This window comes from Citromicrobium bathyomarinum (assembly GCF_038594485.1).
GTDB classification, from domain to species: domain Bacteria; phylum Pseudomonadota; class Alphaproteobacteria; order Sphingomonadales; family Sphingomonadaceae; genus Alteriqipengyuania; species Alteriqipengyuania bathyomarina_A.
This window is the reverse complement of the sequence record NZ_JBCFZG010000006.1, coordinates 225,732-250,383: the sequence shown is the minus strand read 5'-3', so window position 1 is coordinate 250,383 and position 24,652 is coordinate 225,732. Positions and strand designations below refer to the sequence as shown.

Annotated in this window: 20 protein-coding genes and 1 pseudogene; 5 read left to right on the top strand and 16 right to left on the bottom strand. The window is 62.2% G+C overall.

Going from position 1 to position 24,652, the window contains the following annotated elements:
• From AAG591_RS12405 to AAG591_RS12390, 4 genes and pseudogenes are all read left to right on the top strand, one after another.
• A pseudogene (locus AAG591_RS12405) lies at positions 1 to 198 on the top strand (ABC transporter substrate-binding protein); the annotation flags it as partial.
• Complete coding sequence (locus tag AAG591_RS12400) at positions 195 to 1,169, top strand: FecCD family ABC transporter permease (RefSeq protein ID WP_342531660.1); 975 nt, start codon at positions 195 to 197, stop codon at positions 1,167 to 1,169. The pseudogene AAG591_RS12405 and the gene AAG591_RS12400, both read left to right, overlap by 4 nt.
• Entirely contained in the window at positions 1,169 to 1,912 is a 744-nt protein-coding gene (locus tag AAG591_RS12395) for an ABC transporter ATP-binding protein (protein ID WP_342531659.1), read from the top strand. The genes AAG591_RS12400 and AAG591_RS12395 overlap by 1 nt, the downstream gene beginning before the upstream one ends.
• Before the next feature lie 90 nt (positions 1,913 to 2,002).
• The gene (locus tag AAG591_RS12390) at positions 2,003 to 2,785 is read left to right on the top strand and encodes a hypothetical protein (RefSeq protein ID WP_342531658.1); all 783 of its coding nucleotides are present in this window, start codon (positions 2,003 to 2,005) and stop codon (positions 2,783 to 2,785) included.
• 112 nt (positions 2,786 to 2,897) lie between these two features.
• Here AAG591_RS12390 and AAG591_RS12385 read toward each other — a convergent pair whose 3' ends face one another.
• The 5 genes from AAG591_RS12385 to AAG591_RS12365 all read right to left on the bottom strand — a co-directional run bounded on the left by AAG591_RS12385 (position 2,898) and on the right by AAG591_RS12365 (position 10,301).
• The gene (locus AAG591_RS12385; protein ID WP_342531657.1) at positions 2,898 to 5,135 is read right to left on the bottom strand and encodes a M3 family metallopeptidase; all 2,238 of its coding nucleotides are present in this window, start codon (positions 5,133 to 5,135) and stop codon (positions 2,898 to 2,900) included.
• A gap of 101 nt (positions 5,136 to 5,236) precedes the next feature.
• The gene (locus tag AAG591_RS12380) at positions 5,237 to 5,899 is read right to left on the bottom strand and encodes a hypothetical protein (protein WP_342531655.1); all 663 of its coding nucleotides are present in this window, start codon (positions 5,897 to 5,899) and stop codon (positions 5,237 to 5,239) included.
• A complete protein-coding gene (locus AAG591_RS12375; protein WP_342531653.1) occupies positions 5,883 to 6,506 on the bottom strand; it encodes a lysozyme in 624 nt (207 codons plus the stop codon). Before AAG591_RS12375 ends, AAG591_RS12380 begins: the two co-directional genes overlap by 17 nt.
• Before the next feature lie 503 nt (positions 6,507 to 7,009).
• Positions 7,010 to 7,546 carry an RNA 2',3'-cyclic phosphodiesterase gene (thpR, locus tag AAG591_RS12370; RefSeq protein ID WP_342531651.1) on the bottom strand — a complete coding sequence of 179 codons (537 nt, stop codon included), beginning with the start codon at positions 7,544 to 7,546 and terminating at the stop codon, positions 7,010 to 7,012.
• 58 nt (positions 7,547 to 7,604) lie between these two features.
• Positions 7,605 to 10,301, bottom strand: a complete 2,697-nt coding sequence (locus AAG591_RS12365; protein ID WP_342531649.1) for a hypothetical protein — start codon at positions 10,299 to 10,301, stop codon at positions 7,605 to 7,607.
• A gap of 356 nt (positions 10,302 to 10,657) precedes the next feature.
• On the opposite strand from AAG591_RS12365, the gene uvrA reads away from it, so the two are divergent.
• Positions 10,658 to 13,651, top strand: coding sequence for an excinuclease ABC subunit UvrA (uvrA, locus tag AAG591_RS12360; RefSeq protein ID WP_342531647.1), 2,994 nt, complete (start codon positions 10,658 to 10,660; stop codon positions 13,649 to 13,651).
• 35 nt (positions 13,652 to 13,686) lie between these two features.
• On the opposite strand, the gene AAG591_RS12355 is transcribed toward uvrA, so the two are convergent.
• The 11 genes from AAG591_RS12355 to AAG591_RS12305 all read right to left on the bottom strand — a co-directional run bounded on the left by AAG591_RS12355 (position 13,687) and on the right by AAG591_RS12305 (position 24,639).
• Positions 13,687 to 15,537: an NACHT domain-containing protein gene (locus tag AAG591_RS12355; protein ID WP_342531645.1), complete on the bottom strand. Its 1,851-nt coding sequence runs from the start codon at positions 15,535 to 15,537 to the stop codon at positions 13,687 to 13,689.
• A gap of 1,367 nt (positions 15,538 to 16,904) precedes the next feature.
• Positions 16,905 to 17,552, bottom strand: a complete 648-nt coding sequence (locus AAG591_RS12350) for a hypothetical protein (RefSeq protein ID WP_342531644.1) — start codon at positions 17,550 to 17,552, stop codon at positions 16,905 to 16,907.
• Positions 17,553 to 17,615: 63 nt separating this feature from the next.
• On the bottom strand, positions 17,616 to 18,206 hold the full coding sequence (locus tag AAG591_RS12345; protein WP_342531643.1) for a septal ring lytic transglycosylase RlpA family protein: 591 nt from the start codon (positions 18,204 to 18,206) through the stop codon (positions 17,616 to 17,618).
• A 306-nt stretch (positions 18,207 to 18,512) separates the two neighbouring features.
• Positions 18,513 to 18,701: a hypothetical protein gene (locus AAG591_RS12340; RefSeq protein ID WP_342531642.1), complete on the bottom strand. Its 189-nt coding sequence runs from the start codon at positions 18,699 to 18,701 to the stop codon at positions 18,513 to 18,515.
• A 386-nt stretch (positions 18,702 to 19,087) separates the two neighbouring features.
• Positions 19,088 to 20,311, bottom strand: coding sequence for an argininosuccinate synthase (locus AAG591_RS12335; protein WP_342531641.1), 1,224 nt, complete (start codon positions 20,309 to 20,311; stop codon positions 19,088 to 19,090).
• A gap of 53 nt (positions 20,312 to 20,364) precedes the next feature.
• Complete coding sequence (locus tag AAG591_RS12330; protein ID WP_342531640.1) at positions 20,365 to 20,628, bottom strand: DksA/TraR family C4-type zinc finger protein; 264 nt, start codon at positions 20,626 to 20,628, stop codon at positions 20,365 to 20,367.
• A gap of 92 nt (positions 20,629 to 20,720) precedes the next feature.
• Positions 20,721 to 22,037 carry a class I SAM-dependent methyltransferase gene (locus AAG591_RS12325; protein WP_342531638.1) on the bottom strand — a complete coding sequence of 439 codons (1,317 nt, stop codon included), beginning with the start codon at positions 22,035 to 22,037 and terminating at the stop codon, positions 20,721 to 20,723.
• Between the two features lie 48 nt (positions 22,038 to 22,085).
• A complete protein-coding gene (locus AAG591_RS12320; protein ID WP_342531636.1) occupies positions 22,086 to 22,349 on the bottom strand; it encodes a hypothetical protein in 264 nt (87 codons plus the stop codon).
• A 66-nt stretch (positions 22,350 to 22,415) separates the two neighbouring features.
• On the bottom strand, positions 22,416 to 23,168 hold the full coding sequence (locus AAG591_RS12315) for a molybdopterin-binding protein (protein ID WP_342531635.1): 753 nt from the start codon (positions 23,166 to 23,168) through the stop codon (positions 22,416 to 22,418).
• The gene (locus AAG591_RS12310; RefSeq protein WP_342531634.1) at positions 23,165 to 23,878 is read right to left on the bottom strand and encodes a cytochrome b/b6 domain-containing protein; all 714 of its coding nucleotides are present in this window, start codon (positions 23,876 to 23,878) and stop codon (positions 23,165 to 23,167) included. Before AAG591_RS12310 ends, AAG591_RS12315 begins: the two co-directional genes overlap by 4 nt.
• The gene (locus AAG591_RS12305) at positions 23,875 to 24,639 is read right to left on the bottom strand and encodes an SDR family oxidoreductase (RefSeq protein ID WP_342531633.1); all 765 of its coding nucleotides are present in this window, start codon (positions 24,637 to 24,639) and stop codon (positions 23,875 to 23,877) included. The genes AAG591_RS12310 and AAG591_RS12305 overlap by 4 nt, the downstream gene beginning before the upstream one ends.
• Positions 24,640 to 24,652: the final 13 nt, after the last annotated feature.

Genomic DNA, 24,652 nt, shown 5'->3' with positions numbered 1-24,652 from the left:
GTTATCGTGGACCCGCCGCAATTGCTGCTGCACGCCGGGGCGCAGGGAGACGAACAGTCGCGCACGCTCCATCACCCCGTGCTGCGGGATTTGCCGACACGCCGCGCGGAATTCTCCCCCCAGCTCTATTACTGCGGCGGACCAAGCCTGCTCCGCGCAGCCAAGCGCCTCGCTGCGATCAGGGACGGTGCCGCGTGAACCGCCCGAACCGCCCGAACCTCATCTTGCTGGCGTGCCTGCTCGTGGCGATCCCGCTGTCGCTGCTCGCGGGGCGGGCGTGGATATTCGGGCAGGAGCAGGGAACCGCGCTGCTCATTATCGCCGATCTGCGGCTGCCGCGCGCGTTCTTGGCGGTCACCGTGGGCGCAGGGCTGGGCGCGGCGGGGGCGGCGATGCAGGGCTACCTGCGCAATCCGCTTGCCGATCCGGGCCTGTTCGGGATCGCGCCGGGTGCCGCGCTGGGCGCGGTGCTGAGCTTCTATTTCGGTTATGCGGCGAGCGGGTGGCTGCTGCCGATCATGGCGCTGACCGGCGCGGGCGGGGCGATGGCGCTGCTGGCGCTGCTCGCCGGGCGTGGCGGCGGAATCGCACTGTTCACGCTTGCGGGGCTGATGATCGCGAGCCTTGCCGGTGCTCTGACCAGCCTTGTCATCAGTCTCGCGCCGAACCCGTGGGCGTTGAGCGAGATCGTCACCTGGCTGATGGGCGCACTGACCGATCGAAGCTGGGCCGATGTCGCACTCGCCGCACCCCTGACGCTGGTCGGGATCGTTGTGCTGGCACGGGCCGCGCCCGCGCTCGACGCGCTGACTCTGGGAGAGGATGCGGCGCGATCGATGGGGGTTCGGATGGACCACTTGCTTGCCCTGCTGGTGGTGGGCGTCGGCATGACTATCGGCAGCGGGGTCGCAGTGGCGGGGATCATCAGTTTCGTCGGACTGATGGTTCCGCATCTCGTCAGACCGCTGACCGACCGCAGGCCATCCTCGCTGATCGTGCCGAGCGCGCTGGCAGGGGGGCTGATGGTGCTGGTGGCGGACAGCGTGTTGCGCGCGTTGCCGCTGATCACCGAGCTGCGGCTGGGAATCGCGCTGTCGCTGATCGGCGCGCCATTCTTCCTGTGGCTGCTGCTGCGCTTGCGCCGTGGCGGCACATTGGGGCTCACCTGATGCTGGAAGCACGCAGGCTTTCGCTGGACGACCGGTTGCGCGGCGCCACGGTCGAGATTCCCGCAGGGCGCGTGACCGCGATCTGCGGCCCCAACGGCGCGGGTAAGTCGACGCTGCTCCGGCTGCTGGCGGGCGTACTCATCCCCACGAATGGCGAAGCGTTGCTCGATGGCACCCGCCTGCAAGACATGAAACCGCGAGAGCGCGCCAGGGCCATCGGATACCTGCCGCAGGAACCGCAGATCGCGTGGGACCTGTCGGTCCGCAATCTGGTCGCTCTGGGGCGGCTGGCGCATGGCAGCGTGCGCGGCGGAAACCGTCAGAAACCGGTCGACGCCGCGCTTTCTGCGTTGTCGCTGGAGCGGTTTGCGGATCGCCCTGTCTCGACCTTGTCGGGGGGCGAGCGCGCGCGCGTATTGCTCGCAAGGGTCCTCGCGGGAGAGCCGCGGTTCATCATTGCGGACGAACCGTTCGGCTCTCTCGATCTGGCACATCAGGCCTCGCTGGCGCGGCACCTGCGCGCGCAGGCAGAGGCCGGGCGCGGAGTCGTGGTGGTGGTCCACGATCTTGGGCTCGCGCACAATATCGCTGACCGTGTCGTCCTTATGAAGAGTGGCGATGTGCTGGCAGATGGGCCGCCAGATGATGCCTTGTCGCCCGCAAAGCTCAAAGCCGCCTTCGGGATCGAGGGAACTTGGCTGGGCGAGCAGGGCGCGCGCGTGCTGTCGGTGCAAGCGCGTTAGAGTCTGACGGCGATTGTCACTGGCAGGGCGAGCGGCTTCGGAGCAGTCTTGCGGGAATTATGACGCGAGCGACCTCGGGGACAAATATCAATGCGCATTTCACTACTGGTAGCGGCAGCCGGGCTGGCCCTTTCCTCCGCCGCAATGGCTTCGGCCAGCGGCGCCGGGCAGGAAGCCAGTGGCACTGCCACGGCTGGCGCGCAGCAAGCCTCCTTGCCGCCCTGCGAATACAAGACCCGGATGAATTTCAGCATCGGTAGCGGCACCACCGGCGCACTCCATGCGCGCCGCATTCGCTTCAAGGATGCGCCCGCGCCGACGACCGAGCTGCGCATGACGATCGAAGCGCCGATCACGAAGGCGCATTCGGACACCGCTGAAGGGATGGTGAAGGTTACGCTGGGCGTAGCGGATGGATACCTGCCGCCGGCCGCGAATGGTGCGGGCGCTCGCAAGGCGGGCCTTCAGTGGGTCCATGTCAAATCGCGGCAATTGCAAGGGACCAGCCCCGATCACCCCGCCTACAAACGCAAGCCCAAGCCTGCCGTGCGCTGGATCGTGGGCGGCAAGCCCCTGATGGGAGACGGGTTCTCCCCCGATGGCGACGCCTTCTTCGTCCTCAGCCCTGCCGGGAGCGAAAATGCAGGTGTTTTCGACCCGGCAAAGCTGTTTACCGATGGCGACTGGATGTTCGAAACGTCCAAGGGCATCGAAACTCCCTGGGCCGGGTACACGCTGCCGACCGCATTCGTGGCGGGGATCGGCGCGGATATCGTAAAGATCATGGCGTCGATCGACCAGGCGGCCGCCAAGGGCGAATGCTCTATCGGCACCAGCTTCGGCGAAATGCCGAAGGCGGATATTTTCTACTAACGGGGCGGGGTAGCCGGGACGGGGCGTCCATTCCGGCCTGGCAGTGCAGGATTGAACGCGCGGGCCACGGCCTTGCGAGACCGGCTGGCCCGCGCGTTACAATGTGTGTCTCTTACTGCCCTTGTTCGCCAGGCTCGCCAGCGATGCGCGGCCCATCGTCGATCGACTCGTCCGCGAGGCCCAGTGCGACCAGCATGTACTGCACATCGGGATCGCGGTTCGCGAAGTTGCGGTACATCTCGCCGTAATCCATCGTTCCTCCGCGGCTGAGCACGGTGTCGCGATAGTGATCGCCGTTGGCGCGCGTCAGGCCACCGTTTTCGAGGAACCAGGCGCGGCTGTCACGATCCAGCATCTGCGTCCACAAATAGCTGTAATAGCCGGAGGAATAGCCCGTCGGTCCGGAGAAGATGTGGTTGAAGTAGGTCGTCCGGTAGCGCGGCGGCACCAGTTCGATCTCCAGCCCCAGGTCCTTGAGCGATTTGGTCTCGTAGGCCGAAACCTTCTCCGGCGTGTCGATCGCGGCAGCTTCGTCCTTCGACAGCGCGTGCCACTTCATGTCGAGCAGCGCGGCTTCCAGCACTTCGCCGAAGTCGTAGCCCTGGTTGAACTTGGACGATGCGAGGATCTTGTCGACCAGCTCGGTCGGGATGGTCTCGCCCGTCTTGTAGTTCTTGGCGTAGTTCTGGAGGACTTCAGGGTAGGTCGCCCACATCTCGTTGACCTGGCTCGGGTACTCCACGAAGTCGCGCGCGGTCGCGGTGCCCGACAGGCTGGGGTAGGTCTGGTCGGCGAAGAAGCCGTGCAGCGCGTGGCCGAATTCGTGGAACGCGGTTTCCACCCAGTCGAAGCTGACCAGCTGCGGCTCGCCCTTGGGGGCCTTGGGGATGTTGAGTACATTGTAGATGACCGGCTTTTCGTCCCACAGGAACGACTGGTCGACGAAGTTGCTCATCCACGCGCCGCCGCGCTTCGATGCGCGCTGGAACGGGTCGAAATAGAACAGGCCCATGTCCGATCCGTCCGCGTCCTTCACGGTGTAGACCCACACGTCGTCGTTATAAACGGGCAGATCGGTGCGGCGTTCGAAGGTCAGGCCGTACAGCTTGTTGGCAGCGTAGAAGACGCCGTCTTCCAGCACCTTGTCGAGCTGGAAATACTTCATCACCTCGTCGTCATCGACCTGATAGCGTTCGGCCTTGATCATGTTCGAATAACGATACCAGTCCCACGGCTTGACCTCGTAATCGCCACCTTCCTCGGCAATCTTCTCGGTCAGCATCGCGCCTTCGCGGCGCTGCGTTTCGGCGAGCGCGGGGACCATCTGGCCCATGAATTCGAGCGCGGCCTGCGGGGAATCAACCATCCGGTCGTACATCGTGTAGCTCGCCCAGTCGGGCTGGCCGAACAAAGCAGCCTTCTCCGCGCGAAGTTCGGCGATCCTGGCGACCAGCGGGCGCGTATCGATATCGGTCGTGCCGTCGGCGCGGTGGTAGCTCGCCATGAACAGCTTTTCGCGCGCCGCACGGTTTTCCATGCTCGGCAGCAGCGGCTGTTGCGTGGTGTTCTGCAGGGCGATCGCGAACTTGCCAGGCTGGCCTTCTTCCTTGGCGAGATCGGCGGCGGCGGTGATGTCGGCTTCGGACAGGCCTGCCAGTTCCTCGCGACTGTCGAAGAACACCGGCTGATCCGCCATCGCGTTGCGCGCAGACTGCGCGAACTCTGTGGTGACGGTCGAAAGCTCGGTGTTGATTTCCTTCACCCGCTCGCGCTGCGTGTCGGTCAGTTCGGCACCGGCGTGGACCATGCCATCATAGGTATCTTCGAGCAGCTTGGCGTCTTCGGGCGTCATGCTCATCGCGGCGCGATTGTCGTACACCGCCTTCACCCGGGCAAACAGCTCAGGGTTCAGCGTGATGCTGTCCGAATGGGCGGAAAGCTTGGGGCTGATTTCGGCGTCGATCTCGTCGAGCTTGTCGGTGGTATCCGCACCCGTCAGGTGGAAGAACACCGCGCTCACGCGGCCGAGCATCCGGCCCGACTTTTCGAGCGCGACGATCGTGTTCTCGAAGGTCGGCGGCTCGGGATTGTCGATGATGCGTTGGATCTCGCCCTTCTGGATCGCCATCGCGGCCTTGAAGGCGGGCAGGTAATCGTCTTCCGAAATCTTGCTGAAATCGGGCGCCTTGAACGGCAGCGAGCTTTCGAGATCGAAGTAGTTCGCGCCTTCCAGGTGATCGGTCGTGGTGACCGAGCCAGCAGTGTTCGAGGATGTCGTCTGGGCCATGGCCGCTCCATGAAAGCCGCCGACCATGGCGACGGTCGCGGCGGTGGTAAGAAGAATGCGCATCAAGTGCTCTCCAGCTGTCTGTCAGTCTCTACGTTCGTGAATGGGTTGGGCTATGCGATAGCAGCGGCCACTTGAACAGCGGCTTGCGGATTATTCAGCATTCATTCGGATGATCTTTGCGGGGCCCGCGTTCCTTCGCCGGCCTCGGCCTTCGCCCGCACCGCATCGGCGGCTTCTCCCAGCGCCTGTTTGTTCACCGTGACGATGCGCGGCCGACCGCCGCTGCGATCGACCACCAGCCAGACCGATCCCAGCCGCACGAAGGCACCCTGGTCGGGCACCACGGTAAGGGCGTCGAGGTCGACATCGCGCAGCAGGGCGAGAACATTGTCGTCGAACACTTCGGAAAAGGCCGCGTCGACATCGTCGGATGCGGTCAGTTCCCGTCGATTGCCGTTGGCATCGATATAGAGAAGAGGCAGGCCGATTTCGTCGAGGATCGCCGCCTTGTCCTGCGCGCGCGCCGCGCTGCGGATCGCGGTGAAGGCGTTGGCGAACTGGCTTGCGCTGGTGCCGGTCGCGCAGGAAATGGCGCCGCCGGTCGCGCTGTCGTGTGCCAGATCGAATCGTTCGTCGCGCGTCTTCTGATCCTGCCAGACCACCAGCAAGCAGTTGTCGGACGCCTTGGTGGGCCCGGTTTGCGGAGGCGATGGCGGCTGGGCCACCTGCGCCGCTGCGCGTTCGTCGCTCTGCGGTTGTGCGGGGGAGCAAGCGGCAAGCGCAGCAATGCTAACGCCGAGCATGAGGTTAGCCGGGGCGGACATCCGCATAATTCGCCTTGAGGAAAATCTGTGTGCGCCGTTCGGATCGATGGACAAGGCCACCTGCAATTTCTCCACCTGCAAAGCGATACCTGAGTTCGGCGGCTATCGCCTCGTAATCGGCATTGGCAATGGCGCGGTTGAGGTCGGGGCTCTCTTCGGGGGACAAAGTGCCTTCGCCAACGTTGTATGCCAGATCGACCAGTGCATCGAACTCATGCTGATAGAGCTTGAGGTCGCCGACGACCGCTACAACGGATTTCTCCGCCGTTTCCAGATCGGCTTTCAGGAATGCCATCGCCTGTTCGCGCGTGATCCGGTCGCCCACGCGCAAGCCGTCTGCGGGTCGGACGAGGTGGCCGATGCCGACCGTAGGGTAGCCCGCAACATCGCGATAAACGGTCAGGCGCATCCCCTCTTCCTGCGCCAGCGCGTTGCGCATCCGCTCGCTGGTGGTGAGGAGCCGCGCGTTCATGCGGGTATAGTTGGGGTTGGTCTTCAGGTTGTTCTCGTAAGACCAGCCACGCACGTCGTCCTGCGAAGGGCTGTAGGCACCGAGCGACCCGGCCGCGACGGACATTGCCGCAAGCGCGACCGGCGCGCGCTTCATAAAGCGTTTGCGGCGCGAGAGGCGGGGGCGCTCTTGGGCCTCAGGATGTCTCTCGCGCAGGCGCGCACGCTCTCGGCGCTGGCGCCGGGCAACGCGGGGGCCGCCGCCATTGCGAACGGAAGTGCGGGAAGCGGACAGGTCTGTCATCGGCCGACGTGCCGCCAGCCGCATATCCTGTCCGATGTGGTCGCCACCCGGGCGATCATATGCCACTCTCCTGTTGCACTGCTCTTCGGCAGACATGCGCGGGCGCGTGCGCACCGGTCTGCCACCTTCACCCGATCAACGGACAAACAGCCTCAAAAGGTCCGCGCTTCGTCGGGCGAGTCCGGCGGGTCGTCTTGTCGATGTCGGTGAAAGGTCCGGAAAAATGAGGATGGCAGCCGGTGTGTATTCGAAAAGCTGTGCGGGAATTCGCGCAAGACACGATGCGCTTCGTGGTGCAGTCGAAGGCAGGCAATGCGGGGTGCGAATGCCCCCATCGGGCTTCTGGCAGAGCAGGCTCAGGCCGTGAGCGGAAACGCCAGCAGCGGCTCGTATTGCGCACCGCCCGCATCGAGGCGGCTTTGGTAAAGCCAGAACCGCTCGACCTCCCACTCAGGCAGCGCGAGCCGCTCATGATCGGCCAGCCACCCGCCGATCGGCCCAGTCGAGGCATTGGTGCGCGCGAGCGTGATATGCGGCACGAATTTGCGCGTGACCGGCGCCAGCCCCGCACGCTGGCACGCCCGCTCGACCCGGCGCTGGAGGATGGCGAGCGGCTCGCACGGCGCGACCCCCGCCCACAGCGAGGTGACGCGGCCCTTGGTCTCGAACGTGCCGACGCCCCGGATGGCGAGCGCGAACGGCTCCACGCTCACCTGCGACAGCGCGTTGGCGAGATCGTCCGCCGTGCGCGCATCGACTTCGCCAGCGAAGCGCAGCGTGAGGTGCAACTGCTCATCGAACTGCCACCGCGCGCCTTCGATGTCCTCCATCGTATCGATCAGCGCATCTCGGATGCCTTCGGGCGGACGCAGGGCGGCGAACAGGCGGTGCATGCTTGACCGGGTAGCAGGCGCGGGGGATTGTGAGGAGGGTACCCAAGCGGAGCCGCAGCTATTCCTTCTCGCGCAGCGTGCCGGTCAGGCTCAGGATGGTCACCGAAATCAGCAGCATTCCCACAACCTCATAGATTGATTTCGCAATCGTCACCGCGCTGGCGAGCACATCGTATCGGAACGCTGCGGGATTGATCGTCCAGGTCGAGTCCTGGTTCAGATCGATGATCGGGATCGCCGCGTCGAAAGCGTAGACGAAAGGATCGAACACCGTTTGCGGCTGCGCATCGGTCGACGCGAGCATGAGCGCGTTGTGCGTGCTCAGGAAGTAAGCTGCGATCGTCCCCAGCGTAACGTACAGGACCGTCCAGAAGATCGCCCGGCCGGGTGAATAGCCGTAGTCGCTCGTCTCTTTGAGCAAGCGCTGCATCGCACGGTTGAACGGCCCCAACCGGCCAAATTTCCGGTTCATGTCTCGCTTTGCAATAATGACCTTGCGCCGCCCGCGGTCGTTGCCTTCGGCCGCAAAAATCGATGCGAGCTGTTCGTAGGGCTGCGGTATGAAGGTCACCGGGTCGGCCTTGCCGCGGGGATATTGCAGTTCCAGCCAGCGCAAACGTTTGCTCGCCGCATCCCGGTTGCGCCGCGTGCCGGAGTTCTCATCTTCATGAATGTCGTCGAGATCGCGATAGATGCATCCGTCCAGCAACAACTGCCCGGGCTGTAGGCCGGCCTTTCGCCAGCATTCGCCGCCGGAGTCCGAAATAAGCCCGATATTGGCGTTGCGCATGTCGACCAGTCCGGTCAGCATGGGAACGGGATTTTTCTCTTCGTCCTGCGAGCAATGCCCGATGACGAGTTCGCCGCCTATCTGGGTGTCGTTGAGCGATAGGGCCACGCCGCGTTTGCGGCGCGCCACGCGTTCCTCCGAATTGAAATGGGCCAGAGGTCGCGCCGTGTCCCCACGCGCCTCGAGGATGCAATCATTCACGATCACATCGCCTGAGATCTTGGCGTCGTCGAGACTGAACGCTCCGACAAACTTGGGGGGCGAGAAGTGACTGGCACGCCGTTCTATGCGCGATGTCGTCTGCCCGATCCGAACATTGTTGCGGATGACCGCACCTTCCGCATCCACGACCCGCCCCTGCCCGATGGCGAAAGCAACGTCCGGCAGGATCAGTTCGCACGACTGGAATTGAAGATCGCCCAGATCGCCATGGTCGAAGAACGCCATCCCGATCATGCGCGTGGTCAGTCGGCGACCGTCTATTTCGATCTCGGTGATGGAAAAGGTCTGCTTTACTTTCAGGCCCGAGGCCCAGAGCGAAAACGGTGCGGAAGTTTCCGCATCATAGAAGCCGATCTGGCAGCCTTCGAATGTGACGAGTGCCCAACTGCCATCCCACAGCGTCACCGCCGACGTGATATGACATGCTCGCAGGAAGAGATTGCCGATGCTCGTACTCGACTGAAGGTCCAGCGATACCTGGCGCGTTCCTGATACGAATGCGGATTGCCAGAACTGGGCTCCACTCGCCATTTCGGAAAAGAACACTTCCGCGCCTCCCGATACGAGCGAGCGATTGAAGTAGAGGTAGCCACCGATCTTCGAATTCATCATAAAAAACGAAGGGTGATTTTCATCGACCTGCTGTTCTGGATCGAGGTCGCTCAAAGTGAGCCGGTCCTCGCCGAAAATCTTGCATGCCGACGCCAGAAAATTGAAGTCTCCGTCGATCCGGCAATTGGAAAAGCGCAATTGACCCACGAAAAGGCTGTCGTGAAATTCCAGAGCTGCAACGCTCAGCGAGATGGCAGACAGCGCCATCGAGTCTGCGCCTGCCGCTACCGCGCGCGAACTATGCACCAGCATCGGTCCATCGAGTTTCGCGAAGTTGAGCGTCAGCCCTTTCCTGAAATCCGACCGTGTTATGTACATGGACCCCGCGATCTTGCCGTAATCGAGGTTGAACTCGGAATGGCCGGTGCCCTGCAGAACGCGGCAATCTGCCACATAGCAACTGCTGGAAGAAATAAGGGAATGGGCCCAGATGCGGCCCCTGAACACGCTGCGGGTAATTTCAAAGCCGCCCTCCAGTTTCGCCCGGAAGAGGTTGAGCGCGACCTCGTTGACCTCGGTTGATCGGACGCTGCACCGGCTGATGGTCAGCCCCTGGATATTCATCGCCGCCATCTCGATCGACCCATCGAAGCGGCATCGATTCACCGTCAGTCCGCCTTCGAGCGCCAACTGGCTGAAATCGGCGCAGAAAGCGTGGGGCGAACCTCCTTTCTGATCCCGCCCGCCTATCGTACAGCCTTCGATTTGGACGGAGCCCTGCGACTTCGCGGACGCCATGTGGAGCGAGTGCGCGAAGGTACAACGGGTGATGTCCAGACCCTTGGCAAGGTTGGCAAAATCGAGCGCCACCTGGCCGACGAAGTTACAGCCCTCGAAAGCCACCTCGCGTTCGAATTCGGCTCCGAGAAAATGAAGCGATTCATTCGTCGGATTGACGCTGTATTGCGTCTGGCTCGAGCCGAAGTTGCAATTCTCGAACGAGATGGCCCGCACACGGGTGCCACGCAGATCGATCAACCCGCCGATCTCGCACTCCAGCAAATCGATCTCGGGCAGAACTTCGTACCCTTCGCGTGCGGGGTTAGCCCGCGCCTTGAGGTCGCCAGCGATCCGAACCCCTGCAATCCTCAGCCCGGCAGGATGGATATGGTGATCGGGCAGCAGGCCCATCCACAAATCGCCGAGGAAGCTGGCGCGCACGGTCGGCAGATCGGCGGATGACTTGGATTGCCGGAAATCTGCAAGTTCGCCCTTTCGGGCTGCGGCAATGATACGCCTTTCAGGCTCGGACAGGTTTCTCATCGACGCCCCTTCGATTGCCACTTTCACCGATCGGGCTGCCCGTGTGAAGGTGTTTTGTGGTCAAATCGGCAATTCGCTGTGCCTCCACACACCTTCAAATCGCGCCCCGCCACACCACATTCTCCCCAACAGGGCGGAACCGCCCATGCCGGTCGCTCGCTTTCCAGCGGATAGGCCACTCGGCATCCTTGACAGACCCGGAACACAAGCGGAACACGCGCCCTATGGCACTTACCAAAATCTCCGTGCGCGGTGCGCGCGAGCATAACCTCAAGGGCGTCGATATCGACCTGCCGAGGCATTCGCTGATCGTCATCACCGGGCTCTCGGGCTCGGGCAAAAGCTCGCTCGCCTTCGATACGATCTATGCCGAGGGGCAGCGGCGCTATGTCGAGAGCTTGAGCGCCTATGCGCGCCAGTTCCTCGAAATGATGCAGAAGCCCGATGTCGAGCATATCGAGGGGCTGAGCCCCGCGATCTCGATCGAGCAGAAGACGACCAGCAAGAACCCGCGCTCGACCGTCGCGACCGTGACCGAGATTTACGACTACATGCGCCTGCTGTGGGCGCGGGTGGGGGTGCCGTACTCGCCCGCGACCGGGCTGCCGATCGAGGCGCAGACCGTTTCCAACATGGTCGACCGGGTGATGGCTTTGCCCGAGGGAACGCGCGCCTATTTGCTCGCGCCGGTGGTGCGCGGGCGCAAGGGCGAATACCGCAAGGAAATGGCCGAGTGGCAGAAGGCGGGCTTCACCCGCGTGCGGATCGACGGGGAAATCTACCCGATCGAGGATGCGCCCGCGCTCGACAAGAAATTCAAGCACGACATCGAGGTGGTGGTCGATCGCCTCGCGGTGAAGGAAGGGCTGGAGACGCGGCTGGCGGACAGCTTCGAGACCGCACTGCGGCTCGCCGAGGGGCTGGCCTACGTGGACCTGGCCGATGGGACGGTTGCCGAGGTGATGGGCAAAGCCCCCTCCTCTTCAGGGGAGGGGGTTGGGGGAGGGGGAGGCGCCGAGCCCCCCTCCCAACCCTCCCCCCTGAAGGAGGGAGGGCTTCGTGGCGCAGGCGTGCCCGCCAACCGGATCGTCTTCTCCGAAAAGTTCGCCTGCCCGGTCAGCGGGTTCACGATCGAGGAGATCGAGCCGCGGCTGTTCTCGTTCAACGCGCCGCAGGGCGCCTGCGCGACGTGCGACGGGATTGGCGAGAAGCAGCTGTTCGACCCGCAGCTCGTCGTCCCGAACGAGGCGCTGACGCTGAAGCAGGGCGCGATCATGCCGTGGGCGAAGAGCAATCCGCCGTCGCCCTATTACATGCAGGTGCTCGCCAGCCTGGCGAAGGAATACGGCTTCGACCTGACCACGCCGTGGCAGGATCTGGGCGCGGAGAACCAGGACGTCATCCTCTACGGCACCAGGGGCAAGCGCGTGCCGCTGACCTTCAAGGATGGCCGCAAGCAGTACACGGTGAACAAGCCGTTCGAGGGCGTGATCGGCAACCTCAACCGCCGCCTGCTGCAGACCGAAAGCGCGTGGATGCGCGACGAGCTGGCCAAGTTCCAGACCGCGCAGCCGTGCGAGACCTGCGGCGGCAAGCGGCTGAACGAGAAGGCGCTGGCGGTGAAGATCCCCAGCGGCGCCGGGCCGACCGACATTGCCGAACCTTCCCGCATGAGCGTGGGCGACGCGAAGGTGTGGTTCGAGAACCTGCCCCAGCATCTGGGCGAACAACAGCAGCAGATCGCCCGCGCGATCCTGAAGGAAATCAACGAGCGGCTGGGCTTCCTCGACAATGTCGGCCTCGACTACCTCAACCTCGACCGCAAGTCGGGCACGCTAAGCGGGGGCGAGAGCCAGCGCATCCGCCTCGCCAGCCAGATCGGCAGCGGGCTGTCGGGCGTGCTCTATGTGCTCGACGAACCGAGCATCGGCCTGCACCAGCGCGACAACGACCGGCTACTCGAGACTTTGAAACGCCTGCGCGATCTCGGCAACACGGTGATCGTGGTCGAGCATGACGAGGACGCGATCCGCACCGCCGACTATGTGGTCGACCTTGGCCCCGGCGCGGGCGTCCACGGGGGCGAGATCGTGGCGGAGGGCACGCTCAAGCAGGTGCTCAAGTCCAAGAAATCGCTCACCGCGGCGTACCTCAACGGCACGCGTGAGATCGAAGTCCCGGCCACGCGCCGCAAGGGCAACGGGCACCAGCTGACCGTCCACGGCGCGCGCGCCAACAACCTGAACAACGTCACCGCGTCGATCCCGCTGGGCACCTTTACCTGCATCACCGGCGTCTCCGGCTCCGGCAAGTCGAGCTTCACCATCGACACGCTCTACGCCGCCGCCGCGCGCGAGCTGAACGGCGCGCGGGTGATCGCGGGCGCGCACGATCGTGTCACCGGCCTGCAATATTGCGACAAGGTGATCGAGATCGACCAGTCGCCCATCGGCCGCACGCCGCGCAGCAACCCGGCGACCTACACCGGCGCCTTCACCCAGATCCGCGACTGGTTCGCCGGCCTGCCCGAAAGCCAGGCGCGCGGGTACAAGCCCGGCCGCTTCAGCTTCAACGTCAAGGGCGGCCGGTGCGAGGCGTGCCAGGGCGACGGCCTGATCAAGATCGAGATGCACTTCCTGCCCGACGTCTACGTCACCTGCGAGGAATGCGGCGGCAAGCGCTACAACCGCGAAACGCTGGAGGTGAAGTTCAAGGGCCACTCCATCGCCGACGTGCTCGACATGACGATCGAGGATGCGGAAAGCTTCTTCAAGGCGGTCCCCCCGATCCGCGACAAGATGGCGATGCTCAGCGAGGTGGGGCTGGGCTATATCAAGGTCGGCCAGCAGGCGACCACGCTGTCAGGCGGCGAGGCGCAGCGGGTGAAGCTGGCCAAGGAGCTGAGTAAGCGCAGCACGGGGCAGACGCTCTATATCCTCGACGAGCCGACCACCGGGCTTCACTTCGAGGATGTGAGGAAGCTGCTGGAAGTGCTCCACCGGCTGGTCGACCAGGGCAATTCCGTGGTGGTGATCGAGCACAACCTCGACGTGATCAAGACGGCGGATTGGCTGGTGGACCTTGGCCCGGATGGCGGTGTGCGCGGGGGGGAGATTGTTGCGGAGGGTACGCCTGAGGAGGTGGCCGAGGTGAGCGCGTCTTACACAGGGCAGTACCTTGCCCCAATTCTCGCACGGCAAAAGGAATCGGCGGAGTAAGGCTTTTCTTGAACGCGGCGTCAAAAGATATGCGATTAAGTAGCGTCTCTTGAGAAGAGAACATTACAAGACCGAGTTATGGAAAAAGAGCGAAAGAAAAATTCATTTATATAATATTCTGGATAGGCTCTGTTGTCCTTAAAGGAAACTATTTTACTTCTCTTTCGGAGCATGAGGCCTGGAGCATCTCGAGTATTGTACTCAAAGGCGTTTCCGAAGTATATAAAAGATTTGACGACGGGTTCTTTTTCCAAAAATAGTTCAAGTATTTCAGCGAGTGGAGAGCTTGACGCGCTTTGATATCCATTTATTAACGGCATCAAGGAAATCTCGTGCATCAATCTACATAGAGCAAAGCTAAGCGAAAGTGAGGGTTCTAAGATGGGATTTTCGAAATTCGTTCTGTGCAAGAACGAATAGAGGGAGGATCTTGTCTCGATATCGCCATTTGATGAAACGAGATTATCAATAAATATATTGAGAGCTTCAGAAAAGAAGTGCGTTGGGTCAGATGAAATTGCACTCGCGACTGCGAGGCACGGCGCGGATGGTCTAATCTCATCTAAATATGAGGTCAAATTCGGTAGCTTTACCAAGTGGCAAGCGGCTAGATATTCCTGTAGAACCGGATGGCAAAATTCATAATTTCTGTAACCCGATTCTACAATGAGTCCGGTATGGGATTCTATTTCTGACAGAACATCAATTGACGCACTTGATCTTATCTTGTTCCTCTTTAGTGAATCGATAATTGCGACTTCAATATCAGAAAAAGAAAAGCGAACCTTTCTGATTTCAAATACTGTCTTAAAGGCAATTTCATCAATTAGGCGGCGTTTTGTCGTAAGCATCACGTCTTCGACAAGTGATTCCCGGACTATAGAATTAACACTGTCGATCCTATTAATAATTAGATCCACCACGTGCTCATATAGATCGGAAGGGGTGTCTGGCAGTTTTTTTTGCCTATTAAATATTATTATCAAAAGCATAAGAAAAAGTGGTCTATCGACAAGCTGGCGATAGGAAATGCTGTCGATGCGCTTTAAGAAATCTGTGGGCGTTTCAGACCAAGTGTTCGCGATATCGCGAATATTCTGATCGGAAAGGGGCGCTATCTGGTAGGCGGAAAAGCCCTCTACTTTCGTTGACCAATCTCCCGATCGGCAGGTCGCGATGATCCCTCCTCGGACCATAGAAAGGCGAAGGTCGGCTAGGTCGCTAAAGACTCGCTGCTTGCTCTGACCGTCTAGCTCGTCAATCCCATCCAGGACTAAGAGGGTGTCAGACTGTGAGAGGGCGTGAAAAACTGCATCTCGCTTCTCCTTTTCCCGGATTTTTACGAGTTCATAGTAAGATTCGTCGTCCAACTCCGTTCTATCGATAAATACCTCTGAGTATCCGAGGATATCGAATATATGATCGATAAGATTTTTATTTTGTAAATCTCTACGGCAAATTGCTAGCAACAGACTTCGTATCTCTGGAAGGTAGTTTTCACTTCCCGTAGAAAATATGTGAGAAATAAGTCTTTTAACAAACGTCGTTTTTCCGGATCCCGGATCTCCAAGGACGACGACGAATCTGTCATCAGAAAAAATATCTCTCTCTCGTATTATTTCCGAATAGAAATTAGTCCCAATTTCTTTTCTGGTCTGTGTTGCTATATCGATTGAGATTGTTCCGTCGGAAATATCACGTGGCTTATGGATCAATGCAAACTGAGTTTTTGACGCCCAAGTGTTAATGTCGGTGGCATGTTTCTTTAGAGAGAAATCAGATTTTGCGGAGCTAAAGGATATGTATTCTCTGACGGTATGTTCACGATTTTTCTTCAGAAAGCGGAATGCCTCTAAAAGGGACAGGCTAAGCCCAAACTCTATCAATTATGCCTCCCGGTCGTCATGATAAAATTAATTCGCTACCCTAAGAGAATAAGTAATGCTCTTTGCGTTCTTAGTTCTTCAAATAATCGCGAAAATAATAGATTGGCGTCGCATGTGGTATACTATCTGTGAGTTTTTCCGTCCGATCAAGGGTGATTCCGAAGGTCGCTGTCCTAAACCTCTCTCTCCCACTAGCCTCCCGGTCCCCACCCACGAACCCGAGAGGCCAATCCATGTCCAGACCCACCCCACAGCACGCCGACCTTATGGGCGGGCCGCCGTTCTCGGCGCGCGTCGCGTATGAGGAGTGGCAGCGCCACGTCGATGCGGGGCGGATCGGGAAGCGCGCCTCGCAGACGCCTGCGCAGCTGCTGCGCCATATGCGTGGACGAGGAAGTTCTGCTGGGGCGCGCGGTGAGCGTGAAAGTGCATGTGCGGGAGGAATTGCGGGGGCGGTAGGAGTGCCTCGCCCTCAAACCCGTTCGTGCTGAGCTTGTCGAAGTGCGGACGGGGCGCTCGCCCTTCGACAAGCTCAGGACAAGCGGAGTCTTTTTTGGCCTCGCTTTCGGGCGGCCGGTCGGCCTTGCCTCGGCTGCGCCTCGGATTGGTGCGTGTCTGTGAGGGGGCAGGGCGGGCTGTCCTACAGCGCCTCTCGCGTATAGATGAATCGGTCCCTCGCAGCAGATGCTCACGGACCGCTCATGACCCACACCCCCCAACCTTCCGCAAGCACCGCCAGCCTCCCGGTGCTCTCGCCCGGCACGGCGCCGCCCGTGCCGCCGCATTTCAGCCGGGAGGATCAGGCGTTCTTCCTCGATCGGCTGGCGCAGTGCGGCAACGTGCTGGCCGCGACGCGGGCGACCGGTGTCTCGCGCTCCACCGCGTACCGGATGCGGCGGGCGTGTGCGCGCTTTGCCCGATTGTGGGACGCGGCGCTGCTGCTTGCGCGGCCGCAGGTGGAGGCGGTGCTCGCCGACCGGGCGCTGAACGGGGTGGAGGAGACGATCTTCTACCACGGGGAGGCGGTGGCGACGCGCCGCCGCTACGACGCGCGGCTGCTGCTCGCGCATCTCGGGCGGCTCGACCGGCTGGCGAAGGATTGCGCGGCGAGCGACGCGGTGGCCGAGTTCGACTTCGAACTGAACGAGTTGGCGGCGGAGGAGGAGATCACCTTCGTCGCATGCGCGCCGACGCAGACGCAGACCTCCGATGCGGATGCGGGTCCGGATGACGAGGTGTGCGGTGAGGCGGCGGATGAGCGCGCGCCAGAGCACGCCGAAAGCGACGAGGTTTTTTCGCCCCAGGACACTGTGTCAGGTGTGTCAGGCGAGGGGGAAACGCCCGCACTCAGCCGCGCGGGTGTGCGATCACAAAATGCCCTCCAGCCCCCAGGTCGCGTAGGCGTGGAACAGCTGGGTGAAGACGATGAAGCCCATCAGCACGATGCACACGATCCGGCGCCTGCTGAAGGCGAGCCACAGGAAGGCGGGGAAGTTGAGCAGCATGATCATGCTCGAAATGGCGAAGGCGGGGTGTTCGAGAGCGGCTTTCTGCGCCGCCGCGACCTGCTCGGCCCCCTGCGCGCCGAGCATCAGCGACGCGACGGTGGAGGCGATGTTGATCAGCAGCACGCCGCCGACCACCACGCGCTTCTGCTGCCAGAAATAGGCGTCGAAATCGGGCCATAGCTCGGGCTCGTCGGGGAACACCAGCGTCGCGATCAGGTAGTAGCCGCCGATGAGGACGAGCACGCCGAAGATGGTCGCGATCCGCATGTCGAGCACGCCGCGCATCGTCCAGATGATGCTCCAGAAGGTGGCGAGGTCGATCAGCACCAGCAGGCCGAGCAGCGGGACCAGCCAGCCGACCCGCACGCTGATTGCGGTGGGATCGACCCCCGCCTTGCGCCGCGCGCGCATCTTGAGAATGCGGGAAAAGCCCATCAGCATCTCCGCCACGGCGAGGCTGATGAGCAGCGTGAAGAGTTCGAAGATGTAGTCGAATTGCGGATTCACGCGCCTGCCCCCGATGTCGCTCCTTCCCGCTCTATTGCGCGGGGGAGGCCGGGCGGCAAGTCGCTAGTCGACCAGCGCAAGCTCCACGTTGCCGTGGCCGCGCTGGACCAGGCCGAGCTCGACCGCGGCGGCGCGGCTGACGTCGATCTCGCGGCCGCGGGCGTAAGGGCCGCGATCGTTGATCCGCACGATCACGCTCTTGCCGGTGCGAGGGTTGGTCACGCGGACCTTCGTGCCGAAGGGCAGCGTCTTGTGCGCGGCGGTGTAGGCATTCATGTCGAACCGCTCGCCACTGGCGGTGCGGCGGCCGTTGAACTTCGCGCCGTAATACGACGCGACGCCGCTGCGCCACACTTCGGGCTCCGCCTCGACCGGTGGATCGAAGCTGTCGAGATCGACGGCTGCGGTGCCCACGCTGGGTGCCGGCGGGTCGATATCAAAGCGCGCAAAGCTGGCGTCGAAGTCGGTCGCGGCGGCGCTTGCCGGAACGATCTCGTCGGTCAGCGATTGAGTATCGGCCTGGGCGATTTCGGCGACCATCGCGCGCTGGCCCGCCGCATCCTGCGCGCCCGCTCCGGCGAGCGGCAGTGCAAGGATGCCGAGTGCGAACGCCGGCAAGGCGACGCGGCGAAGGGTGTTCGTGTTCCCGTCCATGGCGAGGGAACTTAGGCCTGTTTGTCGGCGAAGGAATACGTCCGCAGGCAACTCGCCGCGCTTTCGCCACATTTGGCCCGATAGGAACGGACCTGTCGCAAAGTGACTCGGTTATTGCGCAGATTTGGCAGAAATCTGCATTTGATCGAGATTTAGCGAGCAATTTCAATGGCAAGTTAGGGTGCAAAAAGAACCCCTGGTCGCTGCGGAGCGATCGTCCGGCCTCGCGAAGTCGGGCGAGATGCAGTAGGCCATCGGACACCGCGCGCAAGACAAATGGGGCCGGCATTGCTGCCGACCCCACTCTCACCGGCCCGTGGTCCCGTCTTCAGGCGAACCTTCCGACGGTCGCTTGGCGCCCGATGCGTCCCCGTCACCTCCCGAAGGATCGGACGAATCATTCACCGGCGCTCGCACCGGCATCCGGTTTCGCCCGCGGTTGGACGAACCCGAAGGTCCATCCTCGTCTGGCGAGACCGAAACCGGGCGGTCCATGGTGGCCTTCCATCTCGAGCGGTCTCCCCGTTCGCCGAAGCTTGCAGGGTTTCCATCGATGTCCGGCCGGATTGCCCGGCTCATGGTGAAGCACCTTTCGCGGTTTTCTCGAACGGCTCGCTTGCTTCCGGCAAAAGCCTTTGCCAAGCGTTCCTCGAACTCCGCGCGGACAATCTCCGCCATCTCATCCGGTTCGAAAAAATCCTTCGTTTTCAGGTCTTTCGACCGTCATTCGAAGAGGTCTTTCGTCCCTTCCGATGTCTTGAGACTGCGCTCGACGAGTGAGTCGGACAAGCTTTTCAAGGTCGAGTTATCCACTTTCCCACGATTTCGCGGTGGACAGGGGTGGGTAACTCAACGCTTCGTCGCATGGCGCGCGATTGCGGTCAGCGATCCCGTTTTGCCAGCAGCCTGAGCCGCAGTGCGTTGAGTTTGATGAAGCCTGCCGCGTCCTTCTGGTCATAGGCGCCAGCATCATCCTCGAAGGTAACGTGAGCTTCGGAATAGAGGCTGTTGGGGCTGCGGCGTCCGACCACCGAGGCATTGCCCTTGTAGAGCTTGAGCCGCACCTCGCCGGACACACGCGTCTGGCTGTGGTCGATCGCGGCCTGCAGCATCTCGCGTTCCGGGCTGAACCAGAACCCGTTGTAGATCAGCTCTGCATATTTGGGCATCAGCTCGTCCTTCAGGTGCGCTGCACCGCGATCGAGCGTGATCTGTTCGATCCCGCGATGGGCGCGGGCGTAGATTTCGCCGCCCGGCGTCTCGTACATGCCGCGCGATTTCATGCCGACGAAGCGGTTCTCGACCAGATCGAGCCGTCCGATCCCGTGCTTGCGGCCGAGATCGTTGAGCGCCGCGAGCAGCGTGGCGGGCGACATCGCCTCGCCGTTGAGCGCGACGCCATCGCCCTTCTCGAACGCAATCGTGATGTACTCGGGCGTGTCCGGCGCATCCTCGGGATTGTCGGTGCGCGAATAGACGTAGTCCGGCGTCTCCTCCCACGGGTCTTCGAGCACCTTGCCTTCCGACGAAGTGTGCAGGAGGTTCGCGTCGGTCGAGAACGGGCTTTCGCCGCGCTTGTCCTTCGGTACTTCGATCTGGTGCTGCTCTGCCCACGCGATAAGGGCGGTGCGGCTGGTCAGATCCCACTCGCGCCACGGGGCGATCACCACGATATCGGGGTCCAGCGCATAGGCGCTAAGCTCGAAACGGACCTGATCATTACCTTTGCCGGTTGCGCCGTGCGCGATGGCGCCGGCGCCGGTCTCGTGAGCGATCTCGACGAGCCGCTTGGAAATCAGCGGGCGCGCGATGCTGGTGCCCAGCAGGTAGTCGCCTTCGTAACGGGCATTGGCGCGCATCATCGGGAAGACGAAGTCGCGCACGAATTCCTCGCGTAGATCCTCGATAAAGATGTGCTTGTCCGGGATCCCCATCGCCTGCGCCTTGCGGCGGGCGGGCTCCAGTTCCTCGCCCTGGCCGAGATCGGCGGTGAAGGTGACGACCTCCAGCCCGCGCTCGACTTCGAGCCATTTGGCGATGACGGAAGTGTCGAGGCCGCCCGAATAGGCGAGGACGACGCGGTTGTTCTGAGGGGTCGAGGTCATGGCAAGCGCCTATCAACGAGGTTTGGCCAAGACAATCCGCTATCGAACGCCAATCAGCGCAATTGGCTATCCTTGCTGCCGCGGCGGTTGATCCCGCTGGAGCGTGCGCTGCTGTCGCGTTTCGACTGGCATTCGACGCAAGTCTTTACTCCGGGCAGAGCGACGCGGCGCTTCTCGGGGATGTCTTCCCCGCATTCGATGCACCACTTCTCGCTCTCGCCCGTGGGCATCCCTGCCCGCGCGGCTTTCACCGCGTCGGACACCGTGTCGTCGATCTGGTCCTGCACCGCGCCGTCGCGTGCCCATCCGCCTGCCATTTGCGTAATCCCGTTCTGCCTCTCCCGCCCAAAATGGGTACGAAGATCAACGAAATCAAATCGTTCGGCAATTCAGGCCGCAGGAAGGGAGGTCAGGCGTCGCCGAGCAGCCGCTTCTCCGCCTCGGCCACGTAGTCGCGCGTAAGAGGCAGGGCATGTCGGTGGCGGGCGTACTGGATCTGGTAATTGCACATCGCACCGCTTTCGAATGCGGCGGCGGCACCGGCCAAATAGAACGTCCACATGCGATAGAAGCGCTCGTCGTACATGCCGACGATCGCGTCGCGATGTTCCTCGCACCTTTCGTACCACGCGCGCAGCGTATGTGCGTAATGCAGCCGCCAAGTCTCGACATCGGTGGCGATGAGGCGGCACTTCTCGCTCGCGGCGACGGTTTCGCTCAATGCGGGGATATAGCCGCCGGGAAAGATGTACTTGCGGGTGAAGGCGTCGGTCGATCCCGGAGGGCCCATGCGCCCGATCGTGTGGATCAGCATGACGCCGTCGACTGAGAGAAGCGTGCCGCAGGCACGGAAGAACTCGTCGAACTGCGCCCGTCCGACATGCTCGAACATGCCGACCGACACGATCCGGTCGTACTTGTGCCCCTGCGCGGCGTGATCGCGGTAGTCGACGAGCTCGATGGTGACCTTGTCCGACAGTCCGGCTGCGGCGATGCGCTCGTGCGCCAGGGCCGCCTGTTCCTTGGACAGCGTGATCCCGGTCACGTGAACATCGGCGCGCTCGGCAAGGAACATGGCCATGCCGCCCCAGCCGCATCCTATATCGAGCACGCGCTGACCCGGCTCCAGCGCCAGCTTGGCGGCGATATGCGCCAGCTTCGCCTCCTGCGCCTGCGCCAGTGACATGTCGGCGCCGCCGCGCTCTTCAGGCCAGTAGGCGCAGCTATACTGCATGTGCTCGGCATCGAGCATCAGCTGGTACAGCGGATTACCGATGTCGTAGTGATGCGAAACGTTGGATCGGCTGCGCACCGCATTGTTGAGCTGCTCTCCATGAAAGGCGAGCCGGTTTGCCAGCTTCTTGAGTGCGTGCGGCCGGTCATAGCTGGCACCCGCTTCCCACGGGGCGTTGCGGGCAAACAGTTCGATCATACCCATGATGTCGCCACGCTCGATCACCAGCCGCCCCTCCATGAAGGCGTCGGCCGCGCCAAGCGCCGGATCGAGAAGTATCTCCCGCGGCACGTGCGCATCGGTGAAGCGGATGGCGATTTCGAGCGAGCCGGGGGCGGGCGAGCCGTACCTCTCGACCGTGCCGTCGGCGAATGCGACCTCGAATGCGCCCGAGGTGATGTGGGAAGCGAAAAACCGGCTCAGCAGGCGACTTGCGAAACCGCTGGGCCGCGAATCGAAGGTTCGCCGAGAGGCGATTTCTTTCGTAAACATAAGGCGATCCGTCTACGCGGGGGCGAGATAGATGCCTTGTATCAAATTTCAGCCGGTTTTGCGTGTCAGAATGCGATCCAGCAGAGGCGGCTTGGCCCCTTTCGGAGGCAGCGTACCGCAAAGTTCGAACAGCATGTTGCCAAGCTGGACGGCCTGTTCCTTGTTCATCACCATGCGGGAAACGAGGATATCCTCCTCGCTTTCCGGCTTGTTGGTCGCCGTCTCGATCCGCACGATCATGTTCGATCCGAAGTCCTGGGCGGTCCAGCCGACCAGAACCCGTACCTCTTCATCATTCCAGACCTTGCCCATGACCCTGCTTCCAGTTCGGTAAATGCGGCTTAACGTTATCGTGCCCCACATAGCCGGACAAGGTTACTACATCCCTGCGTACCACTGGTAGCCACCGTGGTCTTCCCAGTATCCGCCCTTGCCGAGCCCGATGTCGTCCAGGCTCGCGACCGCCTCTACGCCCGTCAGATACTTGGCATGCTTGTAGCCAAGCTGACGCTCCACGCGAGCACGCAGCGGAGCGCCATTGCGGACGGGCAGCGGCTCTCCGTTGAGGCGGTGCGCGATGATCGTCTGCGGGTGGAGGGCATCCACCATGTCGATGCTCTCGTAATAGCGGCCTTGCGTGTAATCGTCGGCGCAGCGGAAGACGATGTAGTTGGCCGCTTCCTTCACCTTTGCCAGATCGAGGAAAGTGGAGAGTTGCGGTCCGGTCCACTGGCCGATCGCGCTCCACCCTTCGACACAGTCGTGGCGGGTAATCTGCGTGCGCTGCGGCAGGCGCATGATCTGGTTGAGAGTGAACGATAGCGGTCGCTCGACCAGCCCGCCGACGGTGAAGCGCCAGTTTGCGAAACCTTCGGCCACATGCTGGGGATAGCCATCGTTCTGCGGGTCGGTGGAGCCGTTGCCGCGGAAGAAGGGCGAGATATCCTCGGGCGCAAATTCGGGAGCCAGCGCGTTGCGTGCTGTGAGGCTGCGCTGAAGGCCTTTGTGCCAGTCGTCGACCACGCCGAACAGGCTTTGACCGGCCGTGCTGTCGTGCACCTTGGAACAGGCGCCGAGCATCAGGGCACCCGATCCCAGAAGGACGCTGCGGCGTTTCATAAGGATGCTCATGCGGCGTCTCCCTTGTCGTGCCGGGGCCTGGCGAAAGGCGGGTTGGCCGGTTCGTAATCGCCGCCCAGCGTCATCGCACGCAACTGGCCGATCGGACCCGTCAGCAGCACCAGTGCGACGTGCAGGATGAAGAAGCCGAAGATCGCCCAGGCGAACAGGAAGTGGATCGAGCGCGCGCTCTGGCGTCCGCCCAGTATATCGACCAGCCACCACAGCGTTGCCTCCATGCCGGGGCTAATCGCCAGTCCGGTCAGGATCATGCCGGGCAGCAGCACGCCGAACACGCCGCCATAGGCAAGCTTTTGGAGGAAATTGTACTTGCCGCCCTCATGCCGGAAATCGAAGCGCAGGTGCTGGACGATGTCGGACTTGATGGCCCGCCATCGCCATTCGTGTTTGCGGGTCACAAGGTCGCGCCGGAAGTGACCGTTCCAGAGCATGGCGATCCAGATGAACAGCAACCCGAAGGCGAAGGGCAGCGCCATGAGCAGGTGCCAGTCGCGCGCCTTGGCAAGGCTGTAGAAATCGGGGATCGTCATCCAGCCGGGAAAGCGCGGGACCGCCAGCCAGGCCTGATCGGGCGAGAACCCCCAGTTCCCCCAGTAGAGGTAGGGGTGGGCATTGGAGATGTTCAGTCCGCTCATGAACAGGATCACGATCGCGATCAGGTTAATCCAGTGCCACAGGCGCGTGGAAACAAGGTGCCTCATTGTCCGCCCTCCCGTTCGAGATAGATAACGTCGCGCGGCTGGCTGAGCAAATGCTGCCCACTGTCGACGAACAGCGTCTCTCCGCTCGCCAGATCGCCGCAGGCGAGCATCACCGCAGCCTGAGCCACGTCTTCGGGCGTGGTTCTGCGGCGGCGCAGGTTGAGCAGGTGCGAACGTTCCGCCTCGTCCTCGCTCTGATCGTGGCTCGCCAGGATCGCGCCGGGGGCGAGGCCGTAGATACGGTCTTCGGCGCGGGCCGCGCCCATCGCGAGCATCCGGATGGTGGCATCGGCGGCGTGCTTGCTCATCGTATAGCTGAAGAAATCCGGGTTAGGATTGGCCAGCTTCTGGTCGGTCACCTGAATCACGTGTCGACCTGCCCGTGCCCGGGCATGGGCGAGGTAGCTTTGCGCAAGCAGTGCAGGCCCGCGCGCGTTAACCTGCATCGCCTTTCCGAAAATCTCCGGGTCCAGGCCGGTGACGTCGTCCGGTTCGAAGATCGCCGCCGAATTGACGAGACAACGCCAATCGCCGAGCCGCTCGGCGAGTTCGCGTGCCAGCGCATCGGGGGCGCCGTCCTCGGCGAGGTTTGCTTGCATCGTTTCGGCGGAGGGGAGTTCGCCCGCCAGCGCCGCCGCTTCATCGCCCGACGAGCGGTAGTGAATGACGACATGCCAGCCTGCCTCTGCAAAGGCGCGCGAGAACGCTGCGCCGATCCGCTGTGCGCCTCCGGTGACGAGAACGGCTGGCTTGTCGGTCATCGGCGGGCCTCGG